The 24,634-nt window shown below is 60.8% G+C and carries 26 protein-coding genes; 16 read left to right on the top strand and 10 right to left on the bottom strand.

Annotated elements, in window-relative coordinates; all coding sequences use genetic code 11:
* Positions 1–53: 53 nt before the first annotated feature.
* From KR52_RS12850 to KR52_RS12840, 3 genes are read left to right on the top strand one after another with little or no spacing between them, the layout of a single operon-like run.
* Positions 54–995, top strand: coding sequence for a DMT family transporter (locus KR52_RS12850; RefSeq protein ID WP_038556480.1), 942 nt, complete (start codon positions 54–56; stop codon positions 993–995).
* Positions 992–2,101, top strand: coding sequence for a glycosyltransferase (locus KR52_RS12845; protein WP_038556478.1), 1,110 nt, complete (start codon positions 992–994; stop codon positions 2,099–2,101). The genes KR52_RS12850 and KR52_RS12845 overlap by 4 nt, the downstream gene beginning before the upstream one ends.
* Positions 2,076–3,905, top strand: a complete 1,830-nt coding sequence (locus tag KR52_RS12840; RefSeq protein ID WP_051834374.1) for a glycosyltransferase family 39 protein — start codon at positions 2,076–2,078, stop codon at positions 3,903–3,905. The genes KR52_RS12845 and KR52_RS12840 overlap by 26 nt, the downstream gene beginning before the upstream one ends.
* Before the next feature lie 11 nt (positions 3,906–3,916).
* Here the strand turns inward: KR52_RS12840 and KR52_RS12835 are convergent, their stop codons facing one another.
* Entirely contained in the window at positions 3,917–4,438 is a 522-nt protein-coding gene (locus KR52_RS12835) for a DUF721 domain-containing protein (protein WP_038556474.1), read from the bottom strand.
* 64 nt (positions 4,439–4,502) lie between these two features.
* Here KR52_RS12835 and KR52_RS12830 point away from each other — a divergent pair, with 64 nt between their 5' ends.
* The 5 genes from KR52_RS12830 to KR52_RS12810 all read left to right on the top strand — a co-directional run bounded on the left by KR52_RS12830 (position 4,503) and on the right by KR52_RS12810 (position 8,532).
* A complete protein-coding gene (locus tag KR52_RS12830) occupies positions 4,503–5,273 on the top strand; it encodes a PspA/IM30 family protein (protein WP_038556472.1) in 771 nt (256 codons plus the stop codon).
* A 56-nt stretch (positions 5,274–5,329) separates the two neighbouring features.
* Positions 5,330–5,656, top strand: coding sequence for a thioredoxin (gene trxA / locus KR52_RS12825; protein ID WP_038557378.1), 327 nt, complete (start codon positions 5,330–5,332; stop codon positions 5,654–5,656).
* Complete coding sequence (locus tag KR52_RS12820; RefSeq protein WP_038556470.1) at positions 5,643–6,833, top strand: aminotransferase class I/II-fold pyridoxal phosphate-dependent enzyme; 1,191 nt, start codon at positions 5,643–5,645, stop codon at positions 6,831–6,833. The genes trxA and KR52_RS12820 overlap by 14 nt, the downstream gene beginning before the upstream one ends.
* The gene (locus KR52_RS12815) at positions 6,826–7,608 is read left to right on the top strand and encodes a biotin--[acetyl-CoA-carboxylase] ligase (protein ID WP_371257688.1); all 783 of its coding nucleotides are present in this window, start codon (positions 6,826–6,828) and stop codon (positions 7,606–7,608) included. Before KR52_RS12820 ends, KR52_RS12815 begins: the two co-directional genes overlap by 8 nt.
* 72 nt (positions 7,609–7,680) lie before the next feature.
* Entirely contained in the window at positions 7,681–8,532 is an 852-nt protein-coding gene (locus KR52_RS12810; RefSeq protein ID WP_038557376.1) for a M23 family metallopeptidase, read from the top strand.
* 10 nt (positions 8,533–8,542) lie between these two features.
* Here the strand turns inward: KR52_RS12810 and KR52_RS12805 are convergent, their stop codons facing one another.
* Complete coding sequence (locus KR52_RS12805) at positions 8,543–9,271, bottom strand: response regulator transcription factor (protein WP_038556466.1); 729 nt, start codon at positions 9,269–9,271, stop codon at positions 8,543–8,545.
* A gap of 86 nt (positions 9,272–9,357) precedes the next feature.
* Here KR52_RS12805 and KR52_RS12800 point away from each other — a divergent pair, with 86 nt between their 5' ends.
* Together KR52_RS12800 and KR52_RS12795 are read left to right on the top strand one after the other, a co-directional pair.
* On the top strand, positions 9,358–9,741 hold the full coding sequence (locus tag KR52_RS12800) for a PAS domain-containing protein (protein ID WP_038556464.1): 384 nt from the start codon (positions 9,358–9,360) through the stop codon (positions 9,739–9,741).
* Positions 9,742–9,825: 84 nt separating this feature from the next.
* Positions 9,826–10,950 carry a PAS domain-containing sensor histidine kinase gene (locus KR52_RS12795; RefSeq protein ID WP_038556462.1) on the top strand — a complete coding sequence of 375 codons (1,125 nt, stop codon included), beginning with the start codon at positions 9,826–9,828 and terminating at the stop codon, positions 10,948–10,950.
* On the opposite strand, the gene KR52_RS13890 is transcribed toward KR52_RS12795, so the two are convergent.
* Genes KR52_RS13890 through KR52_RS12780 form a run of 3 tightly spaced genes read right to left on the bottom strand, consistent with a single transcriptional unit; the run spans position 10,889 to position 13,559 of the window.
* Positions 10,889–11,278: a response regulator transcription factor gene (locus KR52_RS13890; RefSeq protein WP_071840257.1), complete on the bottom strand. Its 390-nt coding sequence runs from the start codon at positions 11,276–11,278 to the stop codon at positions 10,889–10,891. The genes KR52_RS12795 and KR52_RS13890 overlap by 62 nt on opposite strands.
* A 21-nt stretch (positions 11,279–11,299) precedes the next feature.
* Positions 11,300–11,995 (bottom strand): ABC transporter ATP-binding protein, encoded by a 696-nt coding sequence (locus KR52_RS12785; protein ID WP_038556457.1) that lies wholly within the window; start codon positions 11,993–11,995, stop codon positions 11,300–11,302.
* Positions 11,988–13,559: an NAD(P)H-quinone oxidoreductase subunit N gene (locus KR52_RS12780; protein ID WP_038556455.1), complete on the bottom strand. Its 1,572-nt coding sequence runs from the start codon at positions 13,557–13,559 to the stop codon at positions 11,988–11,990. Before KR52_RS12780 ends, KR52_RS12785 begins: the two co-directional genes overlap by 8 nt.
* Positions 13,560–13,670: 111 nt before the next feature.
* On the opposite strand from KR52_RS12780, the gene topA reads away from it, so the two are divergent.
* From topA to KR52_RS12755, 5 genes are read left to right on the top strand one after another with little or no spacing between them, the layout of a single operon-like run.
* Positions 13,671–16,370, top strand: coding sequence for a type I DNA topoisomerase (gene topA, locus KR52_RS12775; RefSeq protein WP_038556453.1), 2,700 nt, complete (start codon positions 13,671–13,673; stop codon positions 16,368–16,370).
* A complete protein-coding gene (locus KR52_RS12770; RefSeq protein ID WP_038556451.1) occupies positions 16,370–16,783 on the top strand; it encodes a hypothetical protein in 414 nt (137 codons plus the stop codon). Before topA ends, KR52_RS12770 begins: the two co-directional genes overlap by 1 nt.
* A complete protein-coding gene (locus KR52_RS12765; RefSeq protein WP_038556449.1) occupies positions 16,780–17,433 on the top strand; it encodes a DUF2232 domain-containing protein in 654 nt (217 codons plus the stop codon). The genes KR52_RS12770 and KR52_RS12765 overlap by 4 nt, the downstream gene beginning before the upstream one ends.
* Positions 17,405–18,589 (top strand): nicotinate-nucleotide--dimethylbenzimidazole phosphoribosyltransferase, encoded by a 1,185-nt coding sequence (locus KR52_RS12760; RefSeq protein ID WP_038556447.1) that lies wholly within the window; start codon positions 17,405–17,407, stop codon positions 18,587–18,589. The genes KR52_RS12765 and KR52_RS12760 overlap by 29 nt, the downstream gene beginning before the upstream one ends.
* A 31-nt stretch (positions 18,590–18,620) precedes the next feature.
* Entirely contained in the window at positions 18,621–19,613 is a 993-nt protein-coding gene (locus KR52_RS12755; protein WP_253912415.1) for a substrate-binding domain-containing protein, read from the top strand.
* On the opposite strand, the gene KR52_RS12750 is transcribed toward KR52_RS12755, so the two are convergent.
* Positions 19,587–20,708, bottom strand: coding sequence for an aldo/keto reductase (locus KR52_RS12750; RefSeq protein ID WP_038556443.1), 1,122 nt, complete (start codon positions 20,706–20,708; stop codon positions 19,587–19,589). The two genes, KR52_RS12755 and KR52_RS12750, sit on opposite strands and share 27 nt — an antisense overlap.
* Positions 20,705–21,253, bottom strand: a complete 549-nt coding sequence (locus KR52_RS12745; RefSeq protein ID WP_038556441.1) for a bifunctional nuclease family protein — start codon at positions 21,251–21,253, stop codon at positions 20,705–20,707. The genes KR52_RS12750 and KR52_RS12745 overlap by 4 nt, the downstream gene beginning before the upstream one ends.
* Positions 21,254–21,302: 49 nt before the next feature.
* On the opposite strand from KR52_RS12745, the gene KR52_RS12740 reads away from it, so the two are divergent.
* A complete protein-coding gene (locus KR52_RS12740; RefSeq protein ID WP_038556439.1) occupies positions 21,303–21,956 on the top strand; it encodes a riboflavin synthase in 654 nt (217 codons plus the stop codon).
* On the opposite strand, the gene KR52_RS12735 is transcribed toward KR52_RS12740, so the two are convergent.
* Genes KR52_RS12735 through ctaD form a run of 3 tightly spaced genes read right to left on the bottom strand, consistent with a single transcriptional unit; the run spans position 21,941 to position 24,633 of the window.
* On the bottom strand, positions 21,941–22,315 hold the full coding sequence (locus tag KR52_RS12735) for an AbrB-like transcriptional regulator (protein ID WP_038557374.1): 375 nt from the start codon (positions 22,313–22,315) through the stop codon (positions 21,941–21,943). The two genes, KR52_RS12740 and KR52_RS12735, sit on opposite strands and share 16 nt — an antisense overlap.
* Before the next feature lie 54 nt (positions 22,316–22,369).
* Positions 22,370–22,969: a cytochrome c oxidase subunit 3 gene (locus KR52_RS12730; protein WP_038556438.1), complete on the bottom strand. Its 600-nt coding sequence runs from the start codon at positions 22,967–22,969 to the stop codon at positions 22,370–22,372.
* Positions 22,966–24,633, bottom strand: a complete 1,668-nt coding sequence (gene ctaD, locus KR52_RS12725) for a cytochrome c oxidase subunit I (protein WP_038556436.1) — start codon at positions 24,631–24,633, stop codon at positions 22,966–22,968. The genes KR52_RS12730 and ctaD overlap by 4 nt, the downstream gene beginning before the upstream one ends.
* Between the last annotated feature and the right edge of the window lies 1 nt (position 24,634).

Here is a 24,634-nt window from a genome sequence, read left to right as displayed (position 1 = left end):
GTTGCGCATCAGAACCGTTCCAGATCTTAAAAAGAGCACCCCAGCGCTCCTTCATGCCGTCCTTGCGACTCTGGTTCCTGATGGTGCTGCCCTTCGCGCTCTGGGGAACCGCCATGACCGCCATGGCGCCTTTGATCGAGAGCACCGGCCCTTGGCTGATCGCTGGGTTACGGCTGCTCCCAGCCGGTTTGGCTCTTCTGCTCTGGGGCCAGCGGACCGGCCGAGGCCTGATGATCGATTCGCGGGATCTGGTGTGGTTCCTTCTGTTCACTCTGGTGGATGCCACCTTGTTTCAAGGTCTTTTGGCGCGGGGGATGGAGGGCACAGGTGCCGGTCTCGGTTCTGTTTTGATCGATTGCCAGCCGCTGCTGGTTGCTCTGATGGCCCGTGTTTTTTTTCTGGAGTCGATCAATCCCATCGGCTGGATGGGGCTGGCCATTGGTTTGGTGGGAATCGTCTGCATCGGCCTCCCCGCAGAGCTGCTGGAGCACTGGTGGTTCCTGGCTGATCCTCCGGTGGTGCAGCAGTTGTTTCAACCCGGCGAGGGTCTGATGTTGCTCGCTGCCGTTGCCATGGCGGCTGGGACGGTGTTGATCCGCTTTGCATCACGCCACAGCGATCCGGTCACCGTGACGGCCTGGCACATGGTGCTGGGGGGACTTCCCCTGCTTTTGGTCCATGCCCAGCAGGGGGGTGATGCTGCTCTGACCTGGACGGCAATGGACTGGGCTCGGATGGTCTACGTGAGCCTGCTTGGAAGTGCTCTGGCCTACGGCTTGTTCTTCTGGTTCGCCAATCAGCGCGATCTCACCAGTTTCAGCAGCCTGGGATTCCTGACTCCGGTCTTCGCTTTGGCCACCGGCGGTTGGTTGCTGGGAGAGCGCCTGGATTTGCTCCAGTGGATTGGTGTGGTGCTGGTGCTTGTGTCCGTGATCTTCGTCAGCCAACGGCGCCGGTTCTGGGAGCCACTGCCGATCACGGAAGCCTCTTCATGACGGATTCACCACTTCATCTCGTCATCGTCAACACGCCCATCGGTGCCCTCGGCAGTGGCGAGGGTGGTGGTGTGGAGCTCACCCTCCGATCCTTGGTGCAGGGGTTGGTTCGGCGCGGCCACAGGCTCACGGTTGTGGCCGCCAAGGGCTCCACGCTTCCCGCCGACTGCAGCGGCGTTGAGCTGCTGGAAGTGGAGGGTGTGAATCAGCCGAGCTGGCAGCATGCTGCCGATCATGCTCCGGTCGAGATTCCTCGCAACGGTCTTCTGCCGGGGCTTTGGGAGATCGCCCTCGAGGCAGGCCAAACCGCCGACGCTGTCATCAATGGTGGCTACGACTGGCTGCCGCTATGGCTGACGCAACGGGTCAGCGCCAGGCTCTTTCACCTCGTGAGCATGGGCGATGTGGCTTCGGTGATGCGCGATGTGATCGAAGCCGTCGCCGCCTGGGATTCACGTCGCCTTGCTTTTCACACCCACCGCCAGGCGGCTGATTTCCGTTTGCCGGGCCCCGCCAATGTTGTGGGCAACGGATTTGACCTGAGCAATTACACCTTTCAGAGACCAACCAATGGGCCCCTGGGTTGGGCGGGCCGTATCGCTCCTGAAAAGGGTCTGGAGGATGCGGCAGCTGCGGCAGCTGCTTTGGGAGAGCAACTGCTGGTTTGGGGGTTCCGTGAAGACGAGGCCTACGCCCGGCTGGTGGAATCGCTTGTTCCTGCCGGCACGATCGACTGGCGTGGTTTTCGATCGACCAAGGAGCTCCAGCAGGAGCTGGGGTGCTGCCGCGCCCTGATCAACACACCGAAGTGGAACGAGGCTTACGGCAATGTGGTGGTGGAGGCCCTGGCCTGTGGTGTGCCCGTGGTCGCCTACGACCGGGGTGGACCGGGGGAGCTGATCAGTGCGGGTCGCACAGGCTGGTTGGTGCCGCCCGACGATGTCTTCGCCCTCACGGAGGCTCTGCGGCGCGTCAGCAGCATCGAGCGCTCCCTCTGCCGCAGCTGGGCTGAGGAGCATGCCTCCTGTGAGGTTTTCAGTCAGCGTGTTGAATCGTGGGTTCGAACAGGACTGATGGCGGATGTCAGCATCAACCCCAGGAGCTGAGGGTCCCTTGTCGGTCAATGTTTCAGGACGCCAGCGACGCCAGGTGCTGGCGCTTGTGCTGACCCTGGGACTCGTCATCACGTTTTGGCGTCTGGGATCCACTGGCGTGGTGGATGAAACCCCGCCGTTGTTTGCCGCAGCCGGGCGAGCCATGGCTGACACCGGCGACTGGCTGACGCCTCGGGTGAACGGCTTGCCCCGTTACGACAAACCGCCCCTGGTGTATTGGCTGATGGGGTTCGGCTATGCCTTGCCCGGACGCGAGGTTTGGGATCCTCTCGGCAGTTGGGCGGCACGGCTTCCTTCCGCCCTGGCCACGGTCGGGCTGATGCTTGGCCTCGCCGATACCGTGCTGCGCTGGCCGTTCTCCGGCGATGCGCGTCCGCGTTTGACGGCACTGATTGCACCGCTGGCGTTGGCCTTCTCGCCCCTGGTGCTCGTCTGGAGCCGCACCGCGGTGAGTGATGCCCTGCTGTCTGGCCTCCTGGGTCTCAGCCTGTTGCTGCAGTGGAGGCGTTTTGCCGCCCCCCAAGAGGTGGCCTGGTGGCCAGCCTGGGTGATTCTCGGATTCGCAGTGCTGGCCAAGGGTCCTGTCGCTGTGGTGCTGTCAGGTCTCGCTCTGCTGATGTTCGGAGCGTTGCGACGGGATCTCGTTCAGCCCTGGCGGCGGCTGCGTCCGCTGCCAGGGTTGCTGCTCACCGCTCTGATCAGCCTTCCCTGGTACGCCCTGGAGTTGCTGGTGGAAGGACAGCCCTTCTGGGACAGCTTTTTTGGCTACCACAACTTTCAACGCTTCACCTCAGTGGTGAACGATCACCTGCAGCCCTGGTGGTTTTTCGGCCCGGTGATGCTCGTGGCTGCGCTGCCCTTCACCCCTTACCTGCTGCTGGGATTGCTTCGGGTGCCTCGATCACGGGTCGAACCTGAACATTCGTTGCATCAATTTGCGGCTTGCTGGTTGTTGGCGGTGTTGCTGCTGTTCACCACTGCAGCCACCAAACTTCCCAGTTATTGGTTGCCCGCCACTCCTGCGGCTGCCCTGTTGGTGGCCCAGGCCACGGTGGGTTCATCGCGCTGGCAAAGGCTTGCCTGGGGAGCCTGCCTGGCTCTGATGGCTTGCCTGGCTGCTGGGTTGTGGCTGGGATCGCTCTGGGTTCCCTTGATTGACGATCCGGAGATGCCGACGTTGTCGGTGGATCTGATGGCCAGTGGTCTGTTGGGACGAGCTGCCTTGTGGTTCACAGCAGCAGCAGCGCTGGGAACATTGCTGCTGCTGCAGCGACGTTCCGCAGCCAAGGCCTTGCTGGCCATGCAGGCTTGTTTGTTGGGATTTCACCTCACTGTTCTGATCCCCATCGCTGAACTTGCAGACCTTCTACGTCAGCGCCCGGTTCGGGATGCAGCAGCTCTCATGCTCACTCAAAAGCGCAGTGGTGAGCCCATGGTCATGGTTGGTGCCATGAAGCCCTCGCTGCACTTCTACACGGGGCAGGTGATCCTCTACGAAGGCCAATCCGATGGGGCATTGGTCAACATTGCAGATCGCCTGTCCCATGAACAGCGCCAGGGTTGGCGGGGATACCCTCTCGGCCGTCCGGATGCCTCCAGCACCGTGCTCGTGCTGATCGATCGCGATACGGCAGAACGGGATCATTGGAGCGACCTGCAGCCTGAGCTGCTGGGTCAGATCGGGATCTACGAGGTGTGGCGTCTGGATCGCGGGCGCCTTGAGCAGCGGGCACGCACCCTGCAGGACCACGGCGTCAGGGCCGATTGGCGTGAGCCGCGTCCGGAGAGGTTCTGACCTCTCCACTGTCAGGGCGCAGACAAAGACTGGCGGTGGCAAAAACCGCAGTGCCCCCAGAGTTTGATTTCCCCGTTGGGTGCCGGCCTGCCGCAGTCAGGGCAGGTTCCCATCCCGTGCACATCGGTGCGGCTGGGATGCCTGGACCAAATGCTGGCTTCGTTCTCCAGCGCAGGGGATTGAAGGGAGTGGTGTTGCTGGATCCGCAAATCACGCACCGCGTGACCAGCCTGATGCAAGGCGCTGATCAGTTGCGGTCGGTTGTAGAGGAGAGCCTGACGCCATTGAGGGTGGCTCGCACCAACGGTCAGCACACCTCGTTGCAGCGATAAGGGGCGGCAGTGCGGTGCCAGTTGTGCTCCTGCAACCCTGGGCCAGTCCTGCCACAACGCTGCCAGGTGATCATTCCTGCGCCACTCACGCTGCAATGCGCTCAGGCAGTTGCTCAAAGGTTCCGCCGGTGGTGGCGAAGCGGATTGGAGCAGCTCCAGGCCGGGAAGACGACGCCTTTGGGACTCTGGAGCTATCGCCATGGAACGATCCTAGGCAGAACCTTTGCAGAAACCTCGCTAATCTCAACGCGTCTGAGGCCAAGCCATGGGTTTCTTTGATCGGCTGAGCAGGCTGGTGCGCGCCAACGCCAATGCTGCCGTCAGCAGCATGGAGGATCCCGCCAAAATCCTCGATCAGTCCGTTGCGGACATGCAGGCGGATCTGGTCAAGTTGCGTCAGGCCGTGGCTCTTGCGATCGCAAGCCAGAAGCGCCTCTCGAATCAGGCTGACCAGGCAGCGGCCCAATCGAAAACCTGGTACGAGCGGGCCGAACTGGCCCTGAAAAAAGGAGAGGAATCCCTAGCGCGGGAAGCCCTGACCCGTCGAAAAACATTTCAGGAGACGGCATCTTCATTGACGGCTCAGGTGCTGGCCCAGTCAGGGCAGGTCGAATCGCTCAAGAAAAGTCTGGTTGCCCTCGAAGGAAAAATCGCTGAGGCCAAGACCAAAAAGGACATGCTCAAGGCCCGGGCCCAGGCCGCCAAGGCTCAGCAACAGCTGCAGAGCGCTGTCGGCAACATCGGCACCGATTCGGCCATGGCGGCTTTTGAGCGGATGGAGGACAAGGTGGAGGCCCTGGAAGCCACCGGCCAGGCGGCGGCTGAGCTGGCCGGATCCGACCTGGAGAGCCAGTTCGCAGCGCTTGAAAGCGGTGGTGTCGATGACGATCTCGAAGCTTTGCGGGCTCAGTTGAAGGGCGGTCCTGAAGCGGTTGCTCTGCCTCCATCCGATGCAGCTGAGGCTGTGAAGCCGGTGCAGGTGGAAGAGGTGGATGCTGATCTGGAAGATTTGAAGCGATCCATCGACAAGCTCTGATCGACCCGAGAACGTCACCCGGCTTTCCATAGGATCGGGTCAGTCATTTGAGTGCCTTGGCTGGAGCTGTTGCCGATTTCACCGACGCTGGTTTTGAACATGAAGTCCTCAAGGCTTCCGGCACGGTCCTTGTCGATTTCTGGGCTGCGTGGTGTGGCCCCTGCAGACTGATCGCCCCGTTAATGGATTGGGTGGCGAGCGATTACGGCGATCGCCTCAGCGTTGGGAAAATCGAGGTGGATGCCAATCCCCAGACCCGTGACGCTTATCAGGTGCAGGGCATTCCAACGCTGATCCTCTTCCGCAATGGTGATGTGGTGGCGCGGCATGAAGGTGCCATCGCCAAGGCGCAGCTGCAGTCGTTCTTGGATGCCAACCTCTAAGCGGCTCGCCTCTCTGGGCAATGCTGTTTTTGCCCGGGTTGATGCTGCCAAGCACGCTTATCGGCTCGAGGCGTCCTCTTCGGCACGTCCGGATCTGGTGGATCTCTCCATCGGATCGTCTGATCTTCGGCCGCCCAAGGCGTTGTTGGACACCATGGCCTCAGCGCTCATGGAGTCCAGCAGCTCTTCCTATTGCCTGCAAGCTGGACTGAGGCCTTTCCATGCCGCCGTCGCGGACTGGTGTCGCCATCGCTTCGACGTTGCGGTGGATCCTGATGATGAGGTCCAGTTGTTGGTCGGATCCCAGGAAGGAACCGCCCATCTGCCGCTGACGGTGCTGGATCCCGGTGACGCTGCCTTGCATCTGGACCCTTGTTATCCGTCCCATACCGGTGGATTGCACCTGGCGGGAGCCCGGACCAAGGCCCTGGCCCTCTCCCCTGAAAACGACTGGCGGCCGGATCTGACGACCATCAGCCCCCAGCTTTGGGAGCAATTGAAGCTATTCGTTCTGGGGTATCCCCACAACCCTTCAGCTCGGGTGGGGGATCAGGAGGATCTCAATCGCATCATGGCGATGGCGGCTCGGCACGACGTGGTGATCGCTCACGACAATCCCTATGTGGATCTCGCCCTGGATGGAGAGCCTCCCTCGCTTTTGCAGGCTCCGAACTGGAGGGAGTGCGGCATTGAATTCTTCTCTCTTTCGAAGGGCTGGTGCCTTGGGGGATTCAGACTCGGTTTCGCGGTTGGTGCTGCACCACTGATTGCCGCACTGCGTCGCGCCAAGGCCGTCATCGATTTCAATCAGAGCCTGGCCCTGCAGCAGGGGGCGATTCAGGCCTTGCAACGCTTTCCCGATTGGCCGCGGCAACTGCATCCGACCTATCGCGAACGACGGGATCGTGTGGTCGAGACCCTCAGGGCTCGCGGTTGGTCGGTCCCCTGTCCAGAGATGGCGATGTACCTCTGGTTCCCCTTGCCTGATGCGGCCCATCGTCGGGGTTGGAGTGATGAAGATGCCGCCAGGGAACTGCTTCAGCGCAGTGGTGTCGCCTTGACCCCTGGCTCTGGTTTCGGTGGCGGCGGTCGTCAGTGGTTACGCATGGCGCTGATGCGGCCGGTGCATGAATTGGTGAACGCTGCATCGCGTCTCGCGGATGCGATGGATGACTGATCCACGGATGCTGCGATTTCGACGCCCTCACCATGGTGGTGGTCGGTTGATGGCGACGTATCGCCGCCTCGCTGGTGCCTCGTCACGCCCCTGGACCATCCGTTGCATGCCTGTGTGCAGCAGCACGGAGGAGCTGCTGGGGACCTGGTTGCGCGATCAGCCCTCGTTGACGGGGCCTCGTGCCTTGATTGCCACCCACCAGCGCCGGGGAGTCGGCCAATGGGGGCGCGCCTGGGTGTCTCCGCCGGGTGGTGTCTGGATCAGTGCTGCATTGCCCTGGCGGAGCCATCGGTCCGCTCAGGCCGGCTTGCTCGGCTTGGCGCTGGCCCTTTCGGTGGTGCAACGGCTTGAGCAGCGGGGCCTTGCGGTTCAGATCAAATGGCCCAATGACCTGCTCGTGAACGGCCGTAAATTGGCTGGCCTTCTGCCTGGGGTGGTGCAGCGGGGCTCCCAGCTGCGTTTGCTGCGCGTCGGCCTGGGCCTGAATGTGCGGAATCCTGTCCCTGCCGAGGGCATTGCCCTGCGCAGGCTTGAAGGGCAGCAGGCTGCCGATCCGATCCATTGGACGGCGGAGGTCCTGCTTGCCTTGGATCACTGTTACCGCGTTGGAGGTGATGGGAGCTGGTGTCTTGATGGTGTTCGGGATCGGCTTTGGTCCAATCAGCTCGTTCATCCGGAGAATGGTCAGATCTGGCAAATTTCCGGTCTCGAGGACGATGGTGCGCTTCGCTTGCGTCAGGGTTCAATGACTGAACGTTGGCGACGTTGGCCTTGAGTAGCGACATCCTCCATAGGATTTTGTTAGGTGGCTTTTCATCCGGTGCTCAGCTGGTTCGCGTTGATTTGGATGCTGGCGCCACCAGTGGAAGCGAGAAGTTTTGATCAGTCTCTCGATGCTCTGGAACGCCAACGGGTGATCACACCTCAGGAGCGCAGGCTTCTCCAGGGCGGTGGTTCGGCGGTTCCCATGGGCCGGCGCCGTTTTGAGGAGGCCTGTCGCAGTGGTGCTCTGTCCCGTCGGGATTGCACCTCCGGTGTGGCGAGGCGTTCGCCTGGGGTACCCGCTCCGGCCCGTGTCCGCATGATCCCCTCCCGCCAACCGTTGCGTGTTCCCGTGTCAGCGCTTCTCGCTCGTGATGGTGGCACCTTCCAATTGGAATCCGTTTTTGCCGTAACGCCGCGTCCTCTGCCAAGCCCAGGAAACGGCGACCGTCGCCTGCTCTTCCCTGTTGCTGGTGAGGCCGTCACGAGTAGTGGGTTTGGTTGGCGTCTGCATCCAATCCTGGGGAGCTGGCTGATGCATGCAGGACGGGATTTTGCAGCTCCTGAGGGGACTCCAGTGGTGGCTGCTCTCTCGGGACAGGTCTTAACGAGTGGCCTCGCGGGCGGCTATGGCGTAGCCGTCGAATTGGAGCATGCTGATCCAGTTCGGCGCACTCTCTATGGCCATCTTTCAGAGATCTATGTGCGCCAGGGCCAGCATGTGCGCCAGGGAGAAGTGATTGGACGCGTCGGCAGCACAGGTCTCAGCACGGGGCCCCACCTTCATTTTGAATTACGTACACCATCTCAAGATAGATGGCAAGCCATTGATCCCGACGATCTGGATCCATCTTCTGTCTTGGACATAGAAACTGATCCTGTCTCAGTGCTCCTTGGCCAGGTGTTGCAGAGTCTGGAGCGGAAACAGCTTGATTAGTGCAGATCCGTCAGTTTGATTCTTCCCTCAATATGAATCCAACACCGCGGACAGTATGGATGAGTGGCGGTGCATCTTTTGTATCCACTTTCTGTCGCAGGTAACGAATGTACACGTCGAGGAGGTTGTCGTCACCATAAAAATCTTCTCCCCAGACTCCCTTCATAATTTCCTGACGTTCCAAGACTCTTCCAGCACTGCGCATCAGGAAATTGAGCAGGTTGTATTCCTTGACCGAGAGCCGGATGGCCCGATCCCCACGACTCACATCCCGGGTCACGGTGTTCATTTTCAGATCCGAGACCTCGAGAAGGTCCTTGACGTCTGATTGTTCACTGAAGCCTGAGGATGTTTCGGAGCGGCGATGCATGGCACGAAGTCGTGCCATCAATTCGTCGATTGAAAAGGGCTTGAGCAGATAATCATCAACACCAGCATCAAGGGCTTTGACTCGATCTGTGATCTCATCATTCCCCGTCAGCATCAAGATGGGTGTGGTGCTCCCCCCGGCTCGGATTCGCTGACAGATGTCGAGGCCGTTGAAATCCGGCAAGTTCCAATCGAGCACGATCAAGTCTGGGGCGGGCTCTGATCGGCTGCGGATCAGGCCGCTAGCTCCGTCACTGGAAATGTCAACGTCATACCCCTCAACTTCAAGTTCTAATTTCAGTAGCTCAGTTAGTTTGGCTTCGTCATCAACCACAAGGACACGCAGACGGGGCTGGGGTTCCAGAGACATCCGACTTGATAACCTAGTTACATTCTAAGGCGTCAACGCCATAACACCACTATGACTCTTGCATTGCAATCTTTGGTATCACTGTAATGGTTGACTCCGGCTGGACAGAGGATCGCATCAATGCTCTGCGCGAGCAGGAGAACCTCCCGTTTGTTCGCGCCGATGCATCGGGAATTGTCAAAGAAATCAACGGCCGGTTTCAAGAGGTTTATGGCTGGACAGAGGAGGCGCTGATTGGTCAGTCACTTGGATTGATTCTGCCTCCAAGTTTTCGCGACTCCCACCATGCAGGGTTTGCTCGATTTCAACTGACGGAGATTTCTAAAGTTCTAAATCACCCGTTGAAACTCGCAACTTTTTGCTCCAACGGGACTGCTATTGAAAGTGAACATTTCATCGTTGCTGAGAAGCACGATGATGGCAACTGGTCGTTTGCTGCAACCCTCAGACCCCTGCTTGCGTCAAGCTGAGCAGGGGGCCTTGCGGTGAACATTCCAGCCTCAAATTCATCCCCCTCGGCGGATAGCCAACTGATCGCACAGTTGCGGCAGTCCATGGGCATGCTTCAGGTCGCTTTCGATGCGGCCAGTGAAGCGATGGTCATCATTGATGAGCACAGGAAAATCCATTGGGCCAATCAAGCTTCTGCAGAGCTGTTCGTCAGTGGAGTTCCGATACAGGTTTTGAATCAAAATCTGGCGGATGTTCTCAAGCTGATCCCATTGGGTGCTTCCGCGAAAGCGGCTCTCCAGCTGTTGGATGATCAAACGCCACTGCCTCGGACGGCTGGAGAATGTCGCTGTGAGGTGCTGGTTTCGGATCGGGAAGCATCACTGGTGCACCTGTTGCGTTGGCGGCCAGTTGAGTTGATTCGTTCACCTTTTGTGTTGGTGACATTGCGTGATCTCAGCCCTGAAGAACGGGCTTTGGTTCAGCAGCAGCGTTTCATGACCGATCTAACCCATGAGCTGCGCACTCCTTTGGCGATCGTCTCAGGGAATCTTCAGCGGATGGCACGGGTGAAGAGCCTCTCGAAAGCAGTCAGCTCAAGGCTCACGATGGCCCGAGAGGAGATGTCGCGGATTCAAAAGTTGTTGAGCAACCTCTCTCTCATCACGCGCCTGGAGGTCGAGCAAGATGTTCTCGCCTGTGGCGATCACTGCTTGGGGCCTTTGCTCCGGCGTTGGTATCACAGCTCGAGAGAGATGGTTCCAACTCTTGAGGTGAAGTTCCTGGAACGCGGAGACGATGTGGTGGTGCAAGTCGATCCAAGGGCCTTGGTGCTCACCCTGGATCAGTTGCTCGACAACGCTTGCTATCACGGCGATCGAACCATGCCGATCCAGCTCAGCCTCGTTGGAAATGATGGTCTCGATTACTTCGTTCTGGACTTGGCCAGTCAGAGCTTTGAACCCCCAGTAGACCCGGAGGATCTGGAGTTGTGGTTGTCACCCTTTTTTAGCGGCAAGCTTCACCGGGATGGCCACAGGTCCGAAGGATCTGGGTTAGGTCTCTCCCTGGCTCAGGAGCTTGTGAAGGGGTGTGGAGGACAACTGAGTTTGCATCAAGATCGCTTCTCGGAAGGAACGACAACCATTGTTCGGTTAAAGATAAGAATCAGTCCATTGGAGGCGTCCACTGGAGCAGATGCGGCAGTTGTTCGAACAGATCGGGCTTGAGTATGTAGGCCTCAGCACCATTGGACAACGCTTCTTGTCGCTTCTCGGCATCATTGAGAGCTGTCACGATCACAACTCTCAAACGGGAGGTGGGCTCAGGTTTCAGTTGCAGTTTTTTGAGACAAGCCAAGCCGTCCATGCCCGGCAACATCACATCCAGCAGCACGAGATCAAACTGGTTTGACTCTGCTGCATCCAGAAAATCTTCGGCAGATCCGAAGCTCACGCAGTTATGCCCCTCATCTGTAATTTCGGCAGTGATCAATTGTTGAATGCGTGGATCGTCTTCCACGACTGCGATCTGAAGCGTCTGCCCCGTCTGTTCCATCACATCGACCCGATGGTTTCATTATGGCCTTGGCGTGAGCACTCGTCCGTCCTCGAACCGCACAATCCGCTGTGCACGGGCCGCTACATCGTCTTCATGGGTCACCATGACGAGGGTGATTCCCTGCTGGTGCAGTTCGTCAAACAGTTCAAGCACTTCGGCGGTGGTGCTCGAATCCAGAGCGCCTGTGGGTTCGTCTGCCAACAACAGACTGGGGCGATTGATGATGGCTCTGGCAATGGCCACCCGCTGTTGCTGTCCGCCTGAAAGCTGGTTGGGTTTGCTCTCCAGACGCTTTGCCAGGCCAACCCTGCTCAGTGCAGCTTGGGCTCGCTCGATCCGTTCGCTCTTGGGCACGCCCGCATAGATCATGGGGAGCATCACGTTCTCCATGGCGCTGGCGTGGCCGAGCAGATGGAACTGCTGAAAGACAAATCCGAGTGAGCCGTTTCGAACGTCGGCTAATGCATCGTCATCTAACTGTTCAACGGCCATGTCGTTCAGCCGGTAGGTCCCACTTGTGGGCCGGTCCAGGCAACCAAGGATGTTCATCGCTGTGCTCTTGCCGGAGCCGCTGGCACCCATGACTGCCAGGTAATCACCCTCCCGGACGGTGAGGTTCAACTGATCAAGGGCCTTGACTTCAAGATCTCCTGAACCATAGACCTTGCTGATCCCACGCAGTTCGGCAACAGCTGCGTGGGATGTCTCAACCAAGGCCTTTCATGCTCGTCAGTGCGATGGCCTGTTGCAGCAGTGGTGTTCCTGCAACGGCTGTGTTGGCCCACTGGAACAAAGGGTTGGAGAGAATGCCTCCAACGGCGGTGATCGCCACACAACCGATCAGAGCCACACGCAGGGGTTGCATGCCCATCAACGACCAACTGACATCCGGGTAGGCCTTGACGACATCTGAGGCTTCCTGGGGCTCCTTGACCACCATCATCTTGATGACAGAGATGTAGTAGTAGATCGACACCACTGAGGTGACCAGGCCAACCACCACAAGCAAGTACTGGTGATTGGCCCAACCGGCAAAGAAAAGATAGATCTTTCCAAAGAAACCCAGCATTGGCGGAATGCCGCCCAGAGAAAGCAGGCAAAGACTCAGGCCGAGGGTGATAAGGGGATCCTTCTGGTAAAGGCCCGCGTAATCAGAAATTCGATCGCTTCCCGTGCGGATCGAGAAGAGGATGATGCATGCGAAGGCCCCCAGGTTCATGAACAGGTAGGCCGCCATGTACAGAACCATGGCCGCGAAACCGTCTTCGGTGCCGCAGACCATGCCGATCATCACAAAGCCGGCCTGGCCGATCGAGCTGTAGGCCAGCATTCGCTTCATCGAGGTCTGGGCGAGGGCAACAACGTTGCCCAGGGTCATGCTCAACACCGCCAGAACGGTGAAGAGCAATTTCCATTGATCGTCGAAGGCACCAAAGCAACCCACCAGGATGCGAAGGGCCAGGGCGAATCCGGCTGCTTTGGAACCCACGGAAAGGAACGCCACCACAGGCGTTGGTGAGCCTTCGTAGACGTCAGGCGTCCACTGGTGGAAGGGAACGGCTGCGATCTTGAAGGCAACTGTGGCCAAGACGAACACCAGGGCCAAAGCGGCCAGGGGTGTGGTGCTGGTCTGTAGAGCCAGGCCGATGGTGTCGAGGCTGGTGCTGCCGCTCAGGCCATACAGCAGGGAGGAGCCGTAGAGGAAAACAGCAGCGGCTGCCGAACCCACAAGCAGATATTTGAGAGCTGCTTCGGAACTGCGGGCGTCCCGCTTCATGTAGCCCGACAGCAAATAACTTGCGACAGAGAGCGTTTCCAGCGAGATGAACACACTCACCAGGTCCGTTGCCCCGCAAAGGAGCATGGCGCCGAGGGTGGCGGCGAGAAGGATGGCGGCATACTCGCCAACAGGTGTGCCGCTCTTCTCGGCGTAACGCCAGCTGATCAGCAGCGACAAAAGCGTGGACAGGGCGATCACAGCCCGGAAGGCCACCGCCAGGTTGTCGGCGAGGAAGGCTCCGAGAAACGAGGGTTCCAGGGGGGCGTTCCACTGCAGGGCCAGCAGCACCAGAGAGGTCCCCAGGCCGACGTAGCAAATCGGCGGCACCCAGCGTGTGGCGACCTTTTCGCCGGCCAGGTCCACCAGGAGGGTGGCGATCATCGCCAGCAGCACTGCAGCTTCGGGCAGGACGGCGGAGGCGTTGAGAGAGAGATTCAGCAGCTCACCAGGGGCAGCCATGGCCTGGGTGGCGAGAAGAAAAGCACCCATGTCGGGCATGGCAGCCTGGAACCGTTGCGCTGCGGCGACTGTAGCGGCGCCTGACGCGCCGACGCTCATGCAGAGCGCTGCTCAGTGCGATAAAGAGGGGGAACGGTTCATCTGCCGCTAGTGGCGCACACCCTCGTCATCGTTGAGAGCCCCACGAAGGCCAAGACCATTCGTGGCTTCCTCCCCAAGGGTTTCAAAGTTGAAGCCTCCATGGGGCACGTTCGCGACCTCCCCAACAACGCCAGCGAGATTCCGGCATCGGCCAAGGGGCAGAAATGGGCCAACCTCGGTGTGAACACCGACGCGGATTTCGAGCCGCTGTACGTGGTCCCGAAGGACAAGAAGAAGACGGTTCGCGAACTCAAGGACGCCCTCAAGGGTGCGGATCAGTTGCTGCTTGCTACGGACGAAGACCGGGAAGGCGAAAGCATCAGTTGGCACCTGCTCCAGCTGTTGGCGCCGAAGGTGCCGGTGAAGCGCATGGTGTTTCACGAGATCACCAAGGAGGCCATCGGCAAGGCCCTTGATCAGACCCGAGACCTGGACATGGAGCTCGTCCATGCCCAGGAAACCCGGCGGATTTTGGACCGCCTTGTGGGGTACACCCTCTCGCCCCTCCTCTGGAAAAAGGTGGCTTGGGGACTCTCCGCCGGGCGGGTGCAGTCCGTTGCGGTTCGTCTCCTGGTCCAACGGGAACGGGCCCGCCGCGCCTTCCGCAGTGGCAGTTACTGGGACCTTAAGGCTCAGCTCGAGCAGTCGGGCAGTGCCTTTGAGGCCAAGCTCACCCATGTGGGTGGCCAGCGCATCGCCAATGGAAACGATTTCGACGAGAGCACCGGTGGGCTGAAGAAGGGCAGTGCCGTGCGACTGCTCAGCGAGAGCGAGGCCAACGCGTTGGCTGAAGCGGTGCGATCCAATGCCTGGACTGTGGATGCGGTGGAGGAGAAGCCCACTGTGCGCAAGCCGGTGCCCCCCTTCACCACCAGCACCCTTCAACAGGAGGCGAATCGCAAGCTGCGGCTTTCAGCACGGGAAACCATGCGCTGTGCCCAGGGGCTTTACGAACGCGGTTTCATCACCTACATGCGGACCGACTCGGTTCACTTGTCGGATCAGGCGATCAATGCATCGCGCAGCTGCGTGGAGAGCCTCTACGGCAAGGAGTACCTGAGCAAAGGGCTGCGGCAGTTCAGCACCAAAGCCCGCAATGCCCAGGAGGCCCATGAAGCGATTCGTCCGTCGGGTGAAAGCTTCCGAACCCCCGGTGAGACCGGTCTTGATGGGCGAGATCTGGCGGTGTATGAGCTGATCTGGAAGCGCACCGTGGCCAGCCAGATGGCGGAAGCCAGGCTCACGATGCTCTCGGTGGATCTCAGCTCAGGCGAGGCCAGTTTCCGGGCCAGTGGCAAGCGCATCGACTTCCCCGGTTTCTTCCGCGCCTACGTGGAGGGGAGTGATGATCCCGATGCAGCCCTCGAGGGTCAGGAAGTGTTGTTGCCGGCGTTGAGCGTTGGCGATGCGCCCGAGCCGAAGACTGTCGAGCCCCTCGGCCATCAGACCCAGCCGCCGGCACGTTTCAGCGAGGCATCACTGGTGAAGATGCTCGAAAAGGAGGGAATTGGTCGTCCCTCCACCTACGCCTCGATCATTGGAACGATCGTGGATCGAGGCTACGCCACGCTGCTGGGCAATGCCCTGACCCCAAGCTTCACCGCCTTTGCCGTGACGGCGCTGCTCGAGGAGCACTTCCCCGAACTGGTGGACACCAGCTTCACCGCCCGGATGGAGAACACCCTCGATGAAATTTCCCACGGCAAGGTGCAGTGGTTGCCTTACCTGGAGGGCTTCTACAAGGGTGAAGAGGGCCTGGAAACCCAGGTGCAGCAGCGGGAAGGCGACATTGACCCCGGAGCATCCCGCACTATCGATCTGGAGGGCTTGTCCTCCGTGGTTCGCATCGGCCGTTTTGGCGCCTATCTGGAGGCCAAACGCGTCAGCGACGACGGTGAGGAAGAGCTGATCAAGGCCACCTTGCCCCGGGAGATCACTCCGGCTGATCTGGATGAAGAGCAGGCCGAACTGATCCTCAAACAGAAGGCCGATGGCCCCGAAGCCATCGGTGAGGATCCCGAAACGGGTGATTTGGTATACCTGCTCTTCGGTCAGTACGGCCCCTACGTGCAGCGGGGCCAGGTGAGTGATGAGAATCCCAAGCCCAAACGCGCGTCTCTGCCCAAGGGGCAGAAGCCGGAGGATCTCACCCTGGAGGATGCGCTCGGACTGCTCCGCTTGCCGCGTCTTCTCGGAGAACATCCCGATGGTGGGCGCATTCAGGCGGGTCTCGGCCGCTTTGGTCCTTATGTCGTCTGGGACAAAGGCAAGGGCGAGAAGGATTACCGGTCCCTCAAGGGGGATGACGATGTCCTGGCGGTGGGGTTGAGCCGTGCCCTCGAGCTGCTGGCCATGCCCAAACGCGGCCGAGGTGGACGCACCGCCCTCAAGGACCTCGGTAAGCCAGAGGGCAGTGATGAAACCATTCAGGTCTATGACGGTCCCTACGGCCTGTACGTCAAACAGGGCAAGGTGAATGCCTCGCTGCCGGAAGGCAAAGGCGCTGACGAGGTGACCCTTGAGGAGGCAGTTGAACTGCTTGCCGCCAAGGCAGCATCGAAGAAGGGCGGTCGCAAAACCGCCGCGAAAAAACCGGCGGCCAAGAAGCCAGCGGCCAAAAAACCAGCCGCCAAGAAAACCCCCGCCACCACCAAGACCGGTCGGCTCAGGGCCAGTGCGGTGCGGGTGATCAAGCCGGCTGGTAATTGATGGCCCGTCTGCTTTGGCTGCTGCCTTTGGGGCTCCTGCAGGCCTGTGCCGGCACACCGGTCGCCGAGCAGTTGGAACGATCCTTCGCGGTGCCTGAAGCTAAGCCGGCCCAGGCAGCTGAGCCCATACCGGCTGTGAAGACAAGCCCACCAGTCGCCAGCCCCACGGCTGAGCGTCCCTTAGAACCGGTACCCAAGCCTGCTCCCAAGCCTGAGGCAGAGGAGGCCCTTGAGCCTGTGCCGGAGCAAGCGACGAGGCCAGTGCCGTCCCAAGCTCAGCCCCAGGAGCCTTATCGCATCACCATCCGTTTGGCCGGAGCCGACCCTGCCGCTCCTGCTGAAGCCGTCACCCGCGCCTTGCGTGAGGCTGATGTTGGTTTCGCGGTGGAACGGATTGAGCGGGTCGAACCATGACTGACGTGACCCCCCGGTTGAGTCGCCAGCAGGCTCTCAGGCTTGTTGAAGGGGCGTATCTCGCGGCAGCAACGGGTCTGATCTGGTTGGCTCTCTACTACCTCCCGGTGGGTGGTGCTCTCTTTCGTCTGGCCCTTCCGCTTCCCCTGATCTTGCTGCAGTTGCGGCGTGGCAGCCGTGCCGGTGTCGAGGGGCTGTTGCTCTCCGTGCTTCTGCTTACGGCGCTGATGGGTCCGTTGCGTGGGCCGCTGCTGCTCTTTCCCTACGGTCTCTTGTCGCTGTGGCTGGGCTGGAGCTGGTGCCGAGGGTTCAGCTGGTGGCTGAGCTGGTCGGGGGGGGTCCTGCTTGGAACAGCAGGGTTTTTGGTTCGAGTTCTCGTGCTCTCGTTGCTGGTGGGAGAAAACCTCTGGGTCGTGATCACCCGGGCCGGTTCCGCTCTGCTCGACCGCTTGATCGCGGTACTGCATCTGCCGATCACACCGGATCTCACCCAGGTTCAGTTGATGGCGCTGCTGCTGGTCGTCGTTCAGGAGGTCATCTACGTCCTCTCCCTCCATGCCTTGGCGTACTGGATTTTCCCTCGTCTTCGATCACCGATTCCTGAGCCCCCGCGGCTGCTGCATGGACTCGTTGCCCTCGACCCCCTCTGAAGCCTTGGTGTTGCCTGAGGGTTGTCAGCAGCTGGGACGTCCCGATGCAAGCGTTCTGGACGCAGCGGTACTGCGTCCCTGGTCCTCCATCGATCAACCGGTGGATCTGTTGCTGGTGTTGGCGGCCACGCGGACGGCGGAGCATGAAGGAATTTCCGCCGCTGGCTCCACCGCCGCCTCGCGGCGTTATACGGCCCTGGCTGATGCAGAGCTTCTGATCCATGGACCGGCTGCGCAGCGCCGTTGGCCCCTGCCGCCGCTGCCCGCTGGCGTTTCCCCCGCCCTGCTTAGCCATGTCGCGGCGCGACGCTTGAAGTTGATGCCGCAGGTGGTGGCCCTTGGTTTGGCCCAGAAACCCGATTTTCCCCACCTGGACATTGAGCCCCTGGATCAAGGCCCCTCGGCTTGTCTGTCCAGTGGTGCGGCGATGCCATTGCCGCGGGTGCAGTATTTGTTGAGGCAGGGAGAGCTGCTGGGGCAGCGGTTGCAACGCCCCTTGGTGCTGGCGGAATGTGTTCCAGGTGGAACCACAACCGCTCAAGCCGTCCTGACGGCTTTCGGCATGGAGGTGGCCCATCTGATCAGCGGCAGTGCCCGTCACCCTCCCCACCAGCTCAAGCAAGAGCTGGTTACCCAAGGGCTGCAGCGGGCGTCCCTCGGGGAGCATCCGGCGGCTGAGCAGATCCTGGCTGCCGTTGGTGACCCCTTTCAGGCCTTCACTGCAGGGGTGTTGGTGGGGGCTGTGTCGTCGCGACAACCGCTGTTGCTGGGTGGCGGGTGCCAGATGCTGGCTGTTCTGGCCTTGGCAATGCAGGCCCTTTCCGCCAGACAGCGGGATCGCCTAGCGGCCCAGGTGCTGATCGGCACCACCAGCTGGCTTGCTGAGGAGGGTGCGGCGGCCGCGAGTCAGTCCTCCTTTGGTGGGCTTGTGGATGCCACCGCTCACCACATCGCTGCCGAGCTTTCCGTCCTGGCCTGTGGCGTGCGCTTTCGCGGCAGTGCTCATCAACCGTTAAGGGACTACGAACGGGGCTATGTGAAAGAGGGGGTGGGTGCCGGCGCTCTGTTGCTGCTCGCCCAGCTGCGGGGATGCTCATGTGCCGACCTGGTGCTGGAGTGTGAGCGTGCCTTGGAGCAGCTGCTCAGCCCCCCGTAACGTCAATTCCATGAATGTCTGGAGTGAGCGGGTGGGTCCAATAAGCCGGCGCCATGTGCTCCAGATGATCGGGGCGACGGGAACCGTGCTGCTGGCCGGCTGTCGTTCGACGACAGCCGCACCAACCCTGTTGGCCCCGGCTGGGGTTTTGCCGAAACCGTGGGCTGATGCCTTGCCCAAGCCCTGGCGCCTGAAGCTGGCTCCAGCTCAGCAGGACTGGACGCCGGAGGATCAGGCGCGTGCCGATGTGTTGGTGATGGGGGATGGGTGGCTTGAAGCGCATTCAGCAGGCGCTCTGCAGCCCATTGCCTCTGAACTGCTCCTTAGCCAGTTGGATGGTCAGGCCAAGGTTCTGCTGGCCAACCTCGGTGCCCTGCAGGATCGGGTGTTGCCGCTGGCCGTCAGCCCCTGGGTGATGCTGCTGCGGGATGACCCCGCCAAGACCCAGCAGGGGTGGCCCTTGTTGCTGGATTCCTCCATGGCAGGGCGTGTGGTGCTGCCCGCCAGCCCCCGTCTGGTCATGAGTCTGGCGGATCATCTGGGTGGAGCCCAAGCTTTGCATGCGCTGCGTCGCCAGGCCCTCACCTATGACGACCGTCAAGCCACCAACTGGCTCCTCAAGGGTGAGGCCAAGGTTGTGGTTCTTCCGCTGAGCCGCTGCATCGCTCTGCTGGGGCGGGATCCCCGACTTCGGGCGGTGCTGCCTGATTCCGGTGCCCCCTTGCACTGGAACGTTCTGCTCCGACCGAAGGCCAGCCGTGAGCCGGTGCCCCACAGCTGGGTCGAGCAGGGATGGCGTGATCCCCTGCGTCGCCGCCTGGCGCAGTTGGGTTGGCGGGCTCCCATCTCGTCGTCGCAGTTGACGGCGGACCAGAACGCCCTTTCGGCCCGCGTGCGTCCTCTGTTGTTTCCGTCTGCAGACACCTGGTCGCGCTGCTGGTCCCTGCCACCGCTGTTGCCCTACGACCAGAGCGCCTTGAAAGATCGCTGGCGTGATTCAGCTCCAGAGCCGCCGCCGGGGTGAGGCCTTCAAGCGTTGGTGGGTGTCCCCCAGCAGATCAGGAATGGGCAAGTGATGCGGGCAACGGGGAAGGCACTCCCCACAGCGTTCACAGGCGGAGGCGTCGTGCTCTTCCCACCAATGGCCGGCACGGCCAATCAGGTTGTAGCGCTCCTGCGTAAATTCGGAGAGCCCATGGCCCAGGGTCAGATTGCGCAGCCGCAGGAGTTCGGGGATCGGCACCTCGTTCGGACAGGGAACGCAGGCCTGACACTGCTTGCAATGCTCCGGGCCGAGACGTTCCTGCTGCCGCCTTTCTGCCGTGATCAGAGCCTGTTGCTCGGCCTGGCTGAGGGGCCCATCCTCCTGCGCCAACGTCGCAGCGAGCTGCAGGTCGTCCGCAGCCGCGGCGCCAACGGTCAGGGTGCTGATGCCCTGAGCCAGCAGGAACCGGTAGGCCAGCTCGAGGGGGGTAAAAGGGCTGCAGTCCTCCACCAGTGTTGGGCTGGGGGCCTGCAGGCGACCGCCTTTGTCGGCAGGGGAGATTGCCATCACACCGAGGCCGTGCTCCAGTGCCCAACGGGCTAGGGGCAGGCGCTGGGGATCCAGCCAATGCAGGTGCAGGCTGCAGAACCTGAAGCGCTGGCTGCGCAGCGCCCGATCGATCAGCGGGTTGCTGCCATGGCTGCTGAAGCCCACCTGGCTGATGCGGCCACTGCTGACGGCCCAGTCCAGAAGCTTGGACCCATCGCCCATCAGGGCCCAGTCCAGATGCTCCTCCCGGTTGATGCCATGGATGGCGAGGTTGTCGAGCTGTGGACAGCCCAGCCGCTCCAGAATCTGATCAAGGCGGCGTTGTCCTTTCTCGAAGCTCAGCCCAGGCAGCAGTTTGCTGGTGATCACCCAGTGGTCAGGTCTGGTCCGGCAGTTCTGGCGAAGGGCCTCTCCTAGAAAACGTTCCGCAGGTCCGTAGGCCGGGGCGGTTTCCAGGTGATTGATCCCAGCTTCCGCTGCCGCGTCAAGCACCTCGGCCATCTGGGCCGCTGAGTTCAGGGCGCGCATCGTGCCGAGGGTGAACAGGCTGACGGGGCGGCCGCTGCCGAAGGCGCGGGTGTTCACTCCTCTGATGGCGCCTCGCTGTCTTGGTTGCGCAGATGGCGCACCAAGGCCGCAGGGCTGAGGTCGTCGACGAAACGGCTGAAGGCACTTTGATCTTCCGCGTCCGCCTCCGCATCCACCGGAATCGAGGCTTCCGCCACCACCTCTTCCAGCATCCAGATGCCGCTGCCTGTGCGAATCGCCAGCGCAATGGCGTCGCTGGGTCGGGCATCCACTTCGATCAGTTCCAGCACTTCGTTTTCAGCCAACTTGGCTTCGTCCTGATCGGGTCGCAGTTTCAAGACCGCATGAAAGGTGCTGTCTTCAATGGCGTGGACGATCACACGCTCCAGTTCGAGCCCCCCAGCCACCAACAGTGCTGCCATCAGGTCATGGCTGAGGGGGCGTGGTGGTGCCCCCCCCTGCAGTCCGGCCATGATGTTGTGGGCTTGCGCCTGATCGATCCAGATCGGGACCTGACGTCGGCCACTTGGATCCCGCAGCAGAACCATGGGTGTGCGGCTGGCGGCATCGAGGGCGATTCCGGCGACGCTCATTTTGACCATGTCGGCGGCGCAGCTCTATCCGATTATGGGCAGAGAGTCGCTGCGAACGATGTTCACGGGGCTGGTGCAGTCAGTGGGAAGAATCGAGCGACGCGCCGGCGCGGTGGTTGTTTGGGGCTGTGCTCCCTTTGCTCCCCTGGCCCTGGGCGACAGCGTGGCCGTGGATGGCGTTTGCCTCACGGCGGCAGAGCTGATGGCGGATGGCTTCCGCGCCGATGTGAGCGAGGAAACCCTGCGCCGCACCACGTTGGGACGCAAAGCGGACCGTGGTGGAGCGGTGAACCTCGAGCCAGCGCTTCGGCTGAGCGACCGTCTGGGTGGTCATCTGGTGAGCGGTCATGTGGATGCCACCGGTGAAATCACTCACCTGGAAACCCTCCCCCACTCCTGGTCGCTGTCGATCCGCTGGTCGGAAGCCCGATTCGGTCGTTATGTCTGTGAGAAGGCCAGTATCGCGGTGGATGGGATCAGCCTCACGGTGGCCGAGTGCTCAGCCGATGGAACGACGTTCAGGCTCGCGGTCATCCCCCACACCTGGGAGGCGACGACCCTGAGGCATCTGGCTGTCGGGGACACCGTGAACCTGGAGGCCGATCAACTGGCCCGTTACGCCGAGCGTTTGCTGGACGCTACGGCTGCTGATGCCCGAAACAAGGATGAGGATCTCTCAGCAATCTGGCTGGCTGCTCATGGCTGGTCTTGATCCATCTGCTGAAGAACGATCATCCCGGAGTCCCGCTGGAGCTCGATCTTGAACTCCTGGCCAGGTTCAAGGCCGAGCCGACGGGTGTAGGCGTGGCCGATTAGCAGGTTGCCGTTGCCATGCACACGGGTTCGGAATTCGGCCTGGCGACCCCGGCTGCCGCCGGAGGAGCTGCTGCTGCTTTTTGTTGGCAGTTGCCACCCTTGATCGGCTGCTTTGGCCTCCACAAGGGCCCGATAAAAACTCTTTTTCAGCAAACGACCGCTCGGACCGACGTAGCCACAGCCACGGGCGATGTCATCTTCCGGTCGGTTGCTGAGCGACCTGGCCTTGTCCAGCAGTTCCTTGCCGACCAGCATTTCAAGATTTAATTCAACTGAATTCTGACCACGCTCGCCAATCAAGGCAAGGGATCAGAGCAGATAAAGGATCACAAACAGAATCACCCAGATCCCATCCACGAAGTGCCAATACAACTCAGCTGCTTCCAGAGGGAAGTGGTCGGTTGCAGTTACACGACCCTGCGGCTGCCTCGTCTGCCACCAGACGATCAAGATCATCAGGGCGCCGAGGGTGACGTGGAGGCCGTGAAATCCCGTGGCGGCGAAGAAGGTGCTGGCGTAGAGGTTGTCGGTGAGGCCGAAGGGAAGCGTGAAATACTCCACCATCTGACTCACCAGAAAGGCCAGGCCGAGGAACGCTGTGATCAACAGCCAGCGTCGACAGCGACCGTGGTCGTCCTGTCGGATCGCCTGGCCGGCACTGTGGAAGGTGGCACTGCTCACCAGAAGCAGAATGGTGTTCAGGATGGGGAGGGGCAGCTCCAGTTCGTAGATGGCTCCATCAGGCAGGGGGTTCACCGCTTTGAAGGTGAGGTATGCGGCAAAGAAGCCGGCGAAGGTCATGGCGTCCGCCACAAGAAATGTGGCCAGACCGAACATGCGGTGATCGGGATGCTCGGCATGGTCCCCATGGCTGTGGTCCTGATCCTTCGTGGGAACTGTTGTGGTCATTTGCCGCTGCTCCAGAGATCACGACCGCTGGCTGCGGTCAGGTCCAACTCGTCCGGTGGGACGCCGTAGCCATAGGGCTCCTCCACCAGAGGGGCCTCACCAATCCAGTTTTCGACCGGTGGCGGAGAACTGGTCAGCCATTCGGGCGTCAGTGCTCTCCAGGGGTTGTCGCCTGCGACTGGGCCGCTGATGGCGCTGTGGATCACATTCCATAGGAAGGGCAGAGTGCTGATGGCCATCAGCAGGGCTCCGACGGAGCTGATCTGATTGATCAGCGTGAATTGGGGGTCGTATTCAGCAACGCGTCGCGGCATCCCATTGAGGCCCAGCCAGTGCTGGGGGCCGAAGCACAGGTTGAAGCCGATGAACGTGAGGGCACAGTGCAGGCGGCCGAGATCTTCGTTGAGCATCCGGCCGGTGAACTTGGGATACCAGTGGTAGATCGAGGCGAAGATCACGAACACAGATCCACCGAAGACGATGTAGTGGAAGTGGGCGACGACGAAGTAGGTGTCGTGCACATGGATGTCGAACGGCACCTGCGCCAAGGCGACCCCTGTGATGCCTCCGAGCACGAAGTTCACAATGAAGCCGCAGGAAAACAGCATGGCGCTGTTGAGGCTGATGCGTCCGCCCCAGAGTGTTGCCAACCAGTTGAAGAATTTGATGCCGGTGGGAACGGCGATGAATGCGGTCGCAATGGTGAAGAACAGGCGCATCCAGGGAGGTGTCCCGCTGGTGAACATGTGGTGCGCCCACACAATCAGGCCCAACACAACGATGGCCATGATCGAATACACCATCGTTACGTAGCCGAACAGCGGCTTGCGGGCGTGGACCGGCAGGATTTCGCTCACCAAGCCAAAGGCCGGCAACACCATGATGTAAACGGCCGGGTGGGAATAGAACCAGAACAGATGCTGGTAGACCACCACATTGCCCCCGAGGTTGGGATTGAAGAAGCCCGTATGAGCAACGATGTCGAAACTCAGCAACACCAATGTTCCGGCCAGAACGGGTGTTGAGAGAACCACAAGAATGCTGGTGCCCAGCATGGCCCAGCAATACATGGGCAGCTGCATCAACTTCAGGCCGGGGCGTCGCAGCTTGAGAATGGTGGCGATGAAATTGATGCCTCCGAAGATTGAACTCCCACCCAGAAGAAGTACGCTCAGAATCCAGATGATTTGACCAGTGGCTGGTGTGGTGATGCTGAGGGGTGGGTAGGCGGTCCAGCCTGATTGCGCAGCACCCGTGAGGAAATAGCTGGTGATCAGCATTAATCCAGCTGGAGGAATCAACCAGAACGCAACGGCATTGAGTCGAGGGAATGCCATGTCTCTGGCGCCCACATAGAAGGGAATCAGATAGTTCCCAAAGGCACCATTCACAACCGGGACGATCCAGAGAAAGATCATCACTGTGCCGTGGAGGGTCAGCACCTGGTTGTAAACATCCCGTGCCATGAAGTCGGACACGGGACTGGTGAGTTCCGTTCGGATGGCACCGGCCAGTGCTCCACCAACGAGATAGAAGAGAAAGCCACAGACGAGGTACTGCAGCCCGATCACCTTGTGATCAACGCTGAAGCTGAAATACCGCAACCAGCCGCTGGGCTGCAGCCGTGGAGGGCTGGATGTTTCCGGGGGCAAGCTGATGGTCATG

The organism is Synechococcus sp. KORDI-52, assembly GCF_000737595.1.
GTDB lineage: Bacteria > Cyanobacteriota > Cyanobacteriia > PCC-6307 > Cyanobiaceae > Parasynechococcus.
This window is presented reverse-complemented; position numbering and strand designations above follow the sequence as displayed.

Excerpts from the sequence above, each read along its gene's own strand:
- KR52_RS12795 (WP_038556462.1), top strand. The coding sequence starts at position 9,826 with ATGGGCATGCTTCAGGTCGCTTTCGATGCGGCCAGTGAAGCGATGGTC.
- KR52_RS12780 (WP_038556455.1), bottom strand. The coding sequence starts at position 13,559 with ATGCCCGACATGGGTGCTTTTCTTCTCGCCACCCAGGCCATGGCTGCC.
- KR52_RS12765 (WP_038556449.1), top strand. The coding sequence starts at position 16,780 with ATGACTGACGTGACCCCCCGGTTGAGTCGCCAGCAGGCTCTCAGGCTT.
- KR52_RS12760 (WP_038556447.1), top strand. The coding sequence starts at position 17,405 with ATGGACTCGTTGCCCTCGACCCCCTCTGAAGCCTTGGTGTTGCCTGAG.
- KR52_RS12735 (WP_038557374.1), bottom strand. The coding sequence starts at position 22,315 with ATGCTGGTCGGCAAGGAACTGCTGGACAAGGCCAGGTCGCTCAGCAAC.
- KR52_RS12745 (WP_038556441.1), bottom strand. The coding sequence starts at position 21,253 with ATGGTCAAAATGAGCGTCGCCGGAATCGCCCTCGATGCCGCCAGCCGC.
- KR52_RS12805 (WP_038556466.1), bottom strand. The coding sequence starts at position 9,271 with ATGTCTCTGGAACCCCAGCCCCGTCTGCGTGTCCTTGTGGTTGATGAC.
- KR52_RS13890 (WP_071840257.1), bottom strand. The coding sequence starts at position 11,278 with ATGGAACAGACGGGGCAGACGCTTCAGATCGCAGTCGTGGAAGACGAT.
- KR52_RS12835 (WP_038556474.1), bottom strand. The coding sequence starts at position 4,438 with ATGGCGATAGCTCCAGAGTCCCAAAGGCGTCGTCTTCCCGGCCTGGAG.
- ctaD (WP_038556436.1), bottom strand. The coding sequence starts at position 24,633 with ATGACCATCAGCTTGCCCCCGGAAACATCCAGCCCTCCACGGCTGCAG.
- KR52_RS12810 (WP_038557376.1), top strand. The coding sequence starts at position 7,681 with ATGCTGGCGCCACCAGTGGAAGCGAGAAGTTTTGATCAGTCTCTCGAT.
- KR52_RS12730 (WP_038556438.1), bottom strand. The coding sequence starts at position 22,969 with ATGACCACAACAGTTCCCACGAAGGATCAGGACCACAGCCATGGGGAC.
- KR52_RS12740 (WP_038556439.1), top strand. The coding sequence starts at position 21,303 with ATGTTCACGGGGCTGGTGCAGTCAGTGGGAAGAATCGAGCGACGCGCC.
- KR52_RS12770 (WP_038556451.1), top strand. The coding sequence starts at position 16,370 with ATGGCCCGTCTGCTTTGGCTGCTGCCTTTGGGGCTCCTGCAGGCCTGT.
- KR52_RS12815 (WP_371257688.1), top strand. The coding sequence starts at position 6,826 with ATGACTGATCCACGGATGCTGCGATTTCGACGCCCTCACCATGGTGGT.
- KR52_RS12820 (WP_038556470.1), top strand. The coding sequence starts at position 5,643 with ATGCCAACCTCTAAGCGGCTCGCCTCTCTGGGCAATGCTGTTTTTGCC.
- KR52_RS12800 (WP_038556464.1), top strand. The coding sequence starts at position 9,358 with ATGGTTGACTCCGGCTGGACAGAGGATCGCATCAATGCTCTGCGCGAG.
- KR52_RS12830 (WP_038556472.1), top strand. The coding sequence starts at position 4,503 with ATGGGTTTCTTTGATCGGCTGAGCAGGCTGGTGCGCGCCAACGCCAAT.
- KR52_RS12850 (WP_038556480.1), top strand. The coding sequence starts at position 54 with ATGCCGTCCTTGCGACTCTGGTTCCTGATGGTGCTGCCCTTCGCGCTC.
- KR52_RS12840 (WP_051834374.1), top strand. The coding sequence starts at position 2,076 with ATGTCAGCATCAACCCCAGGAGCTGAGGGTCCCTTGTCGGTCAATGTT.
- KR52_RS12845 (WP_038556478.1), top strand. The coding sequence starts at position 992 with ATGACGGATTCACCACTTCATCTCGTCATCGTCAACACGCCCATCGGT.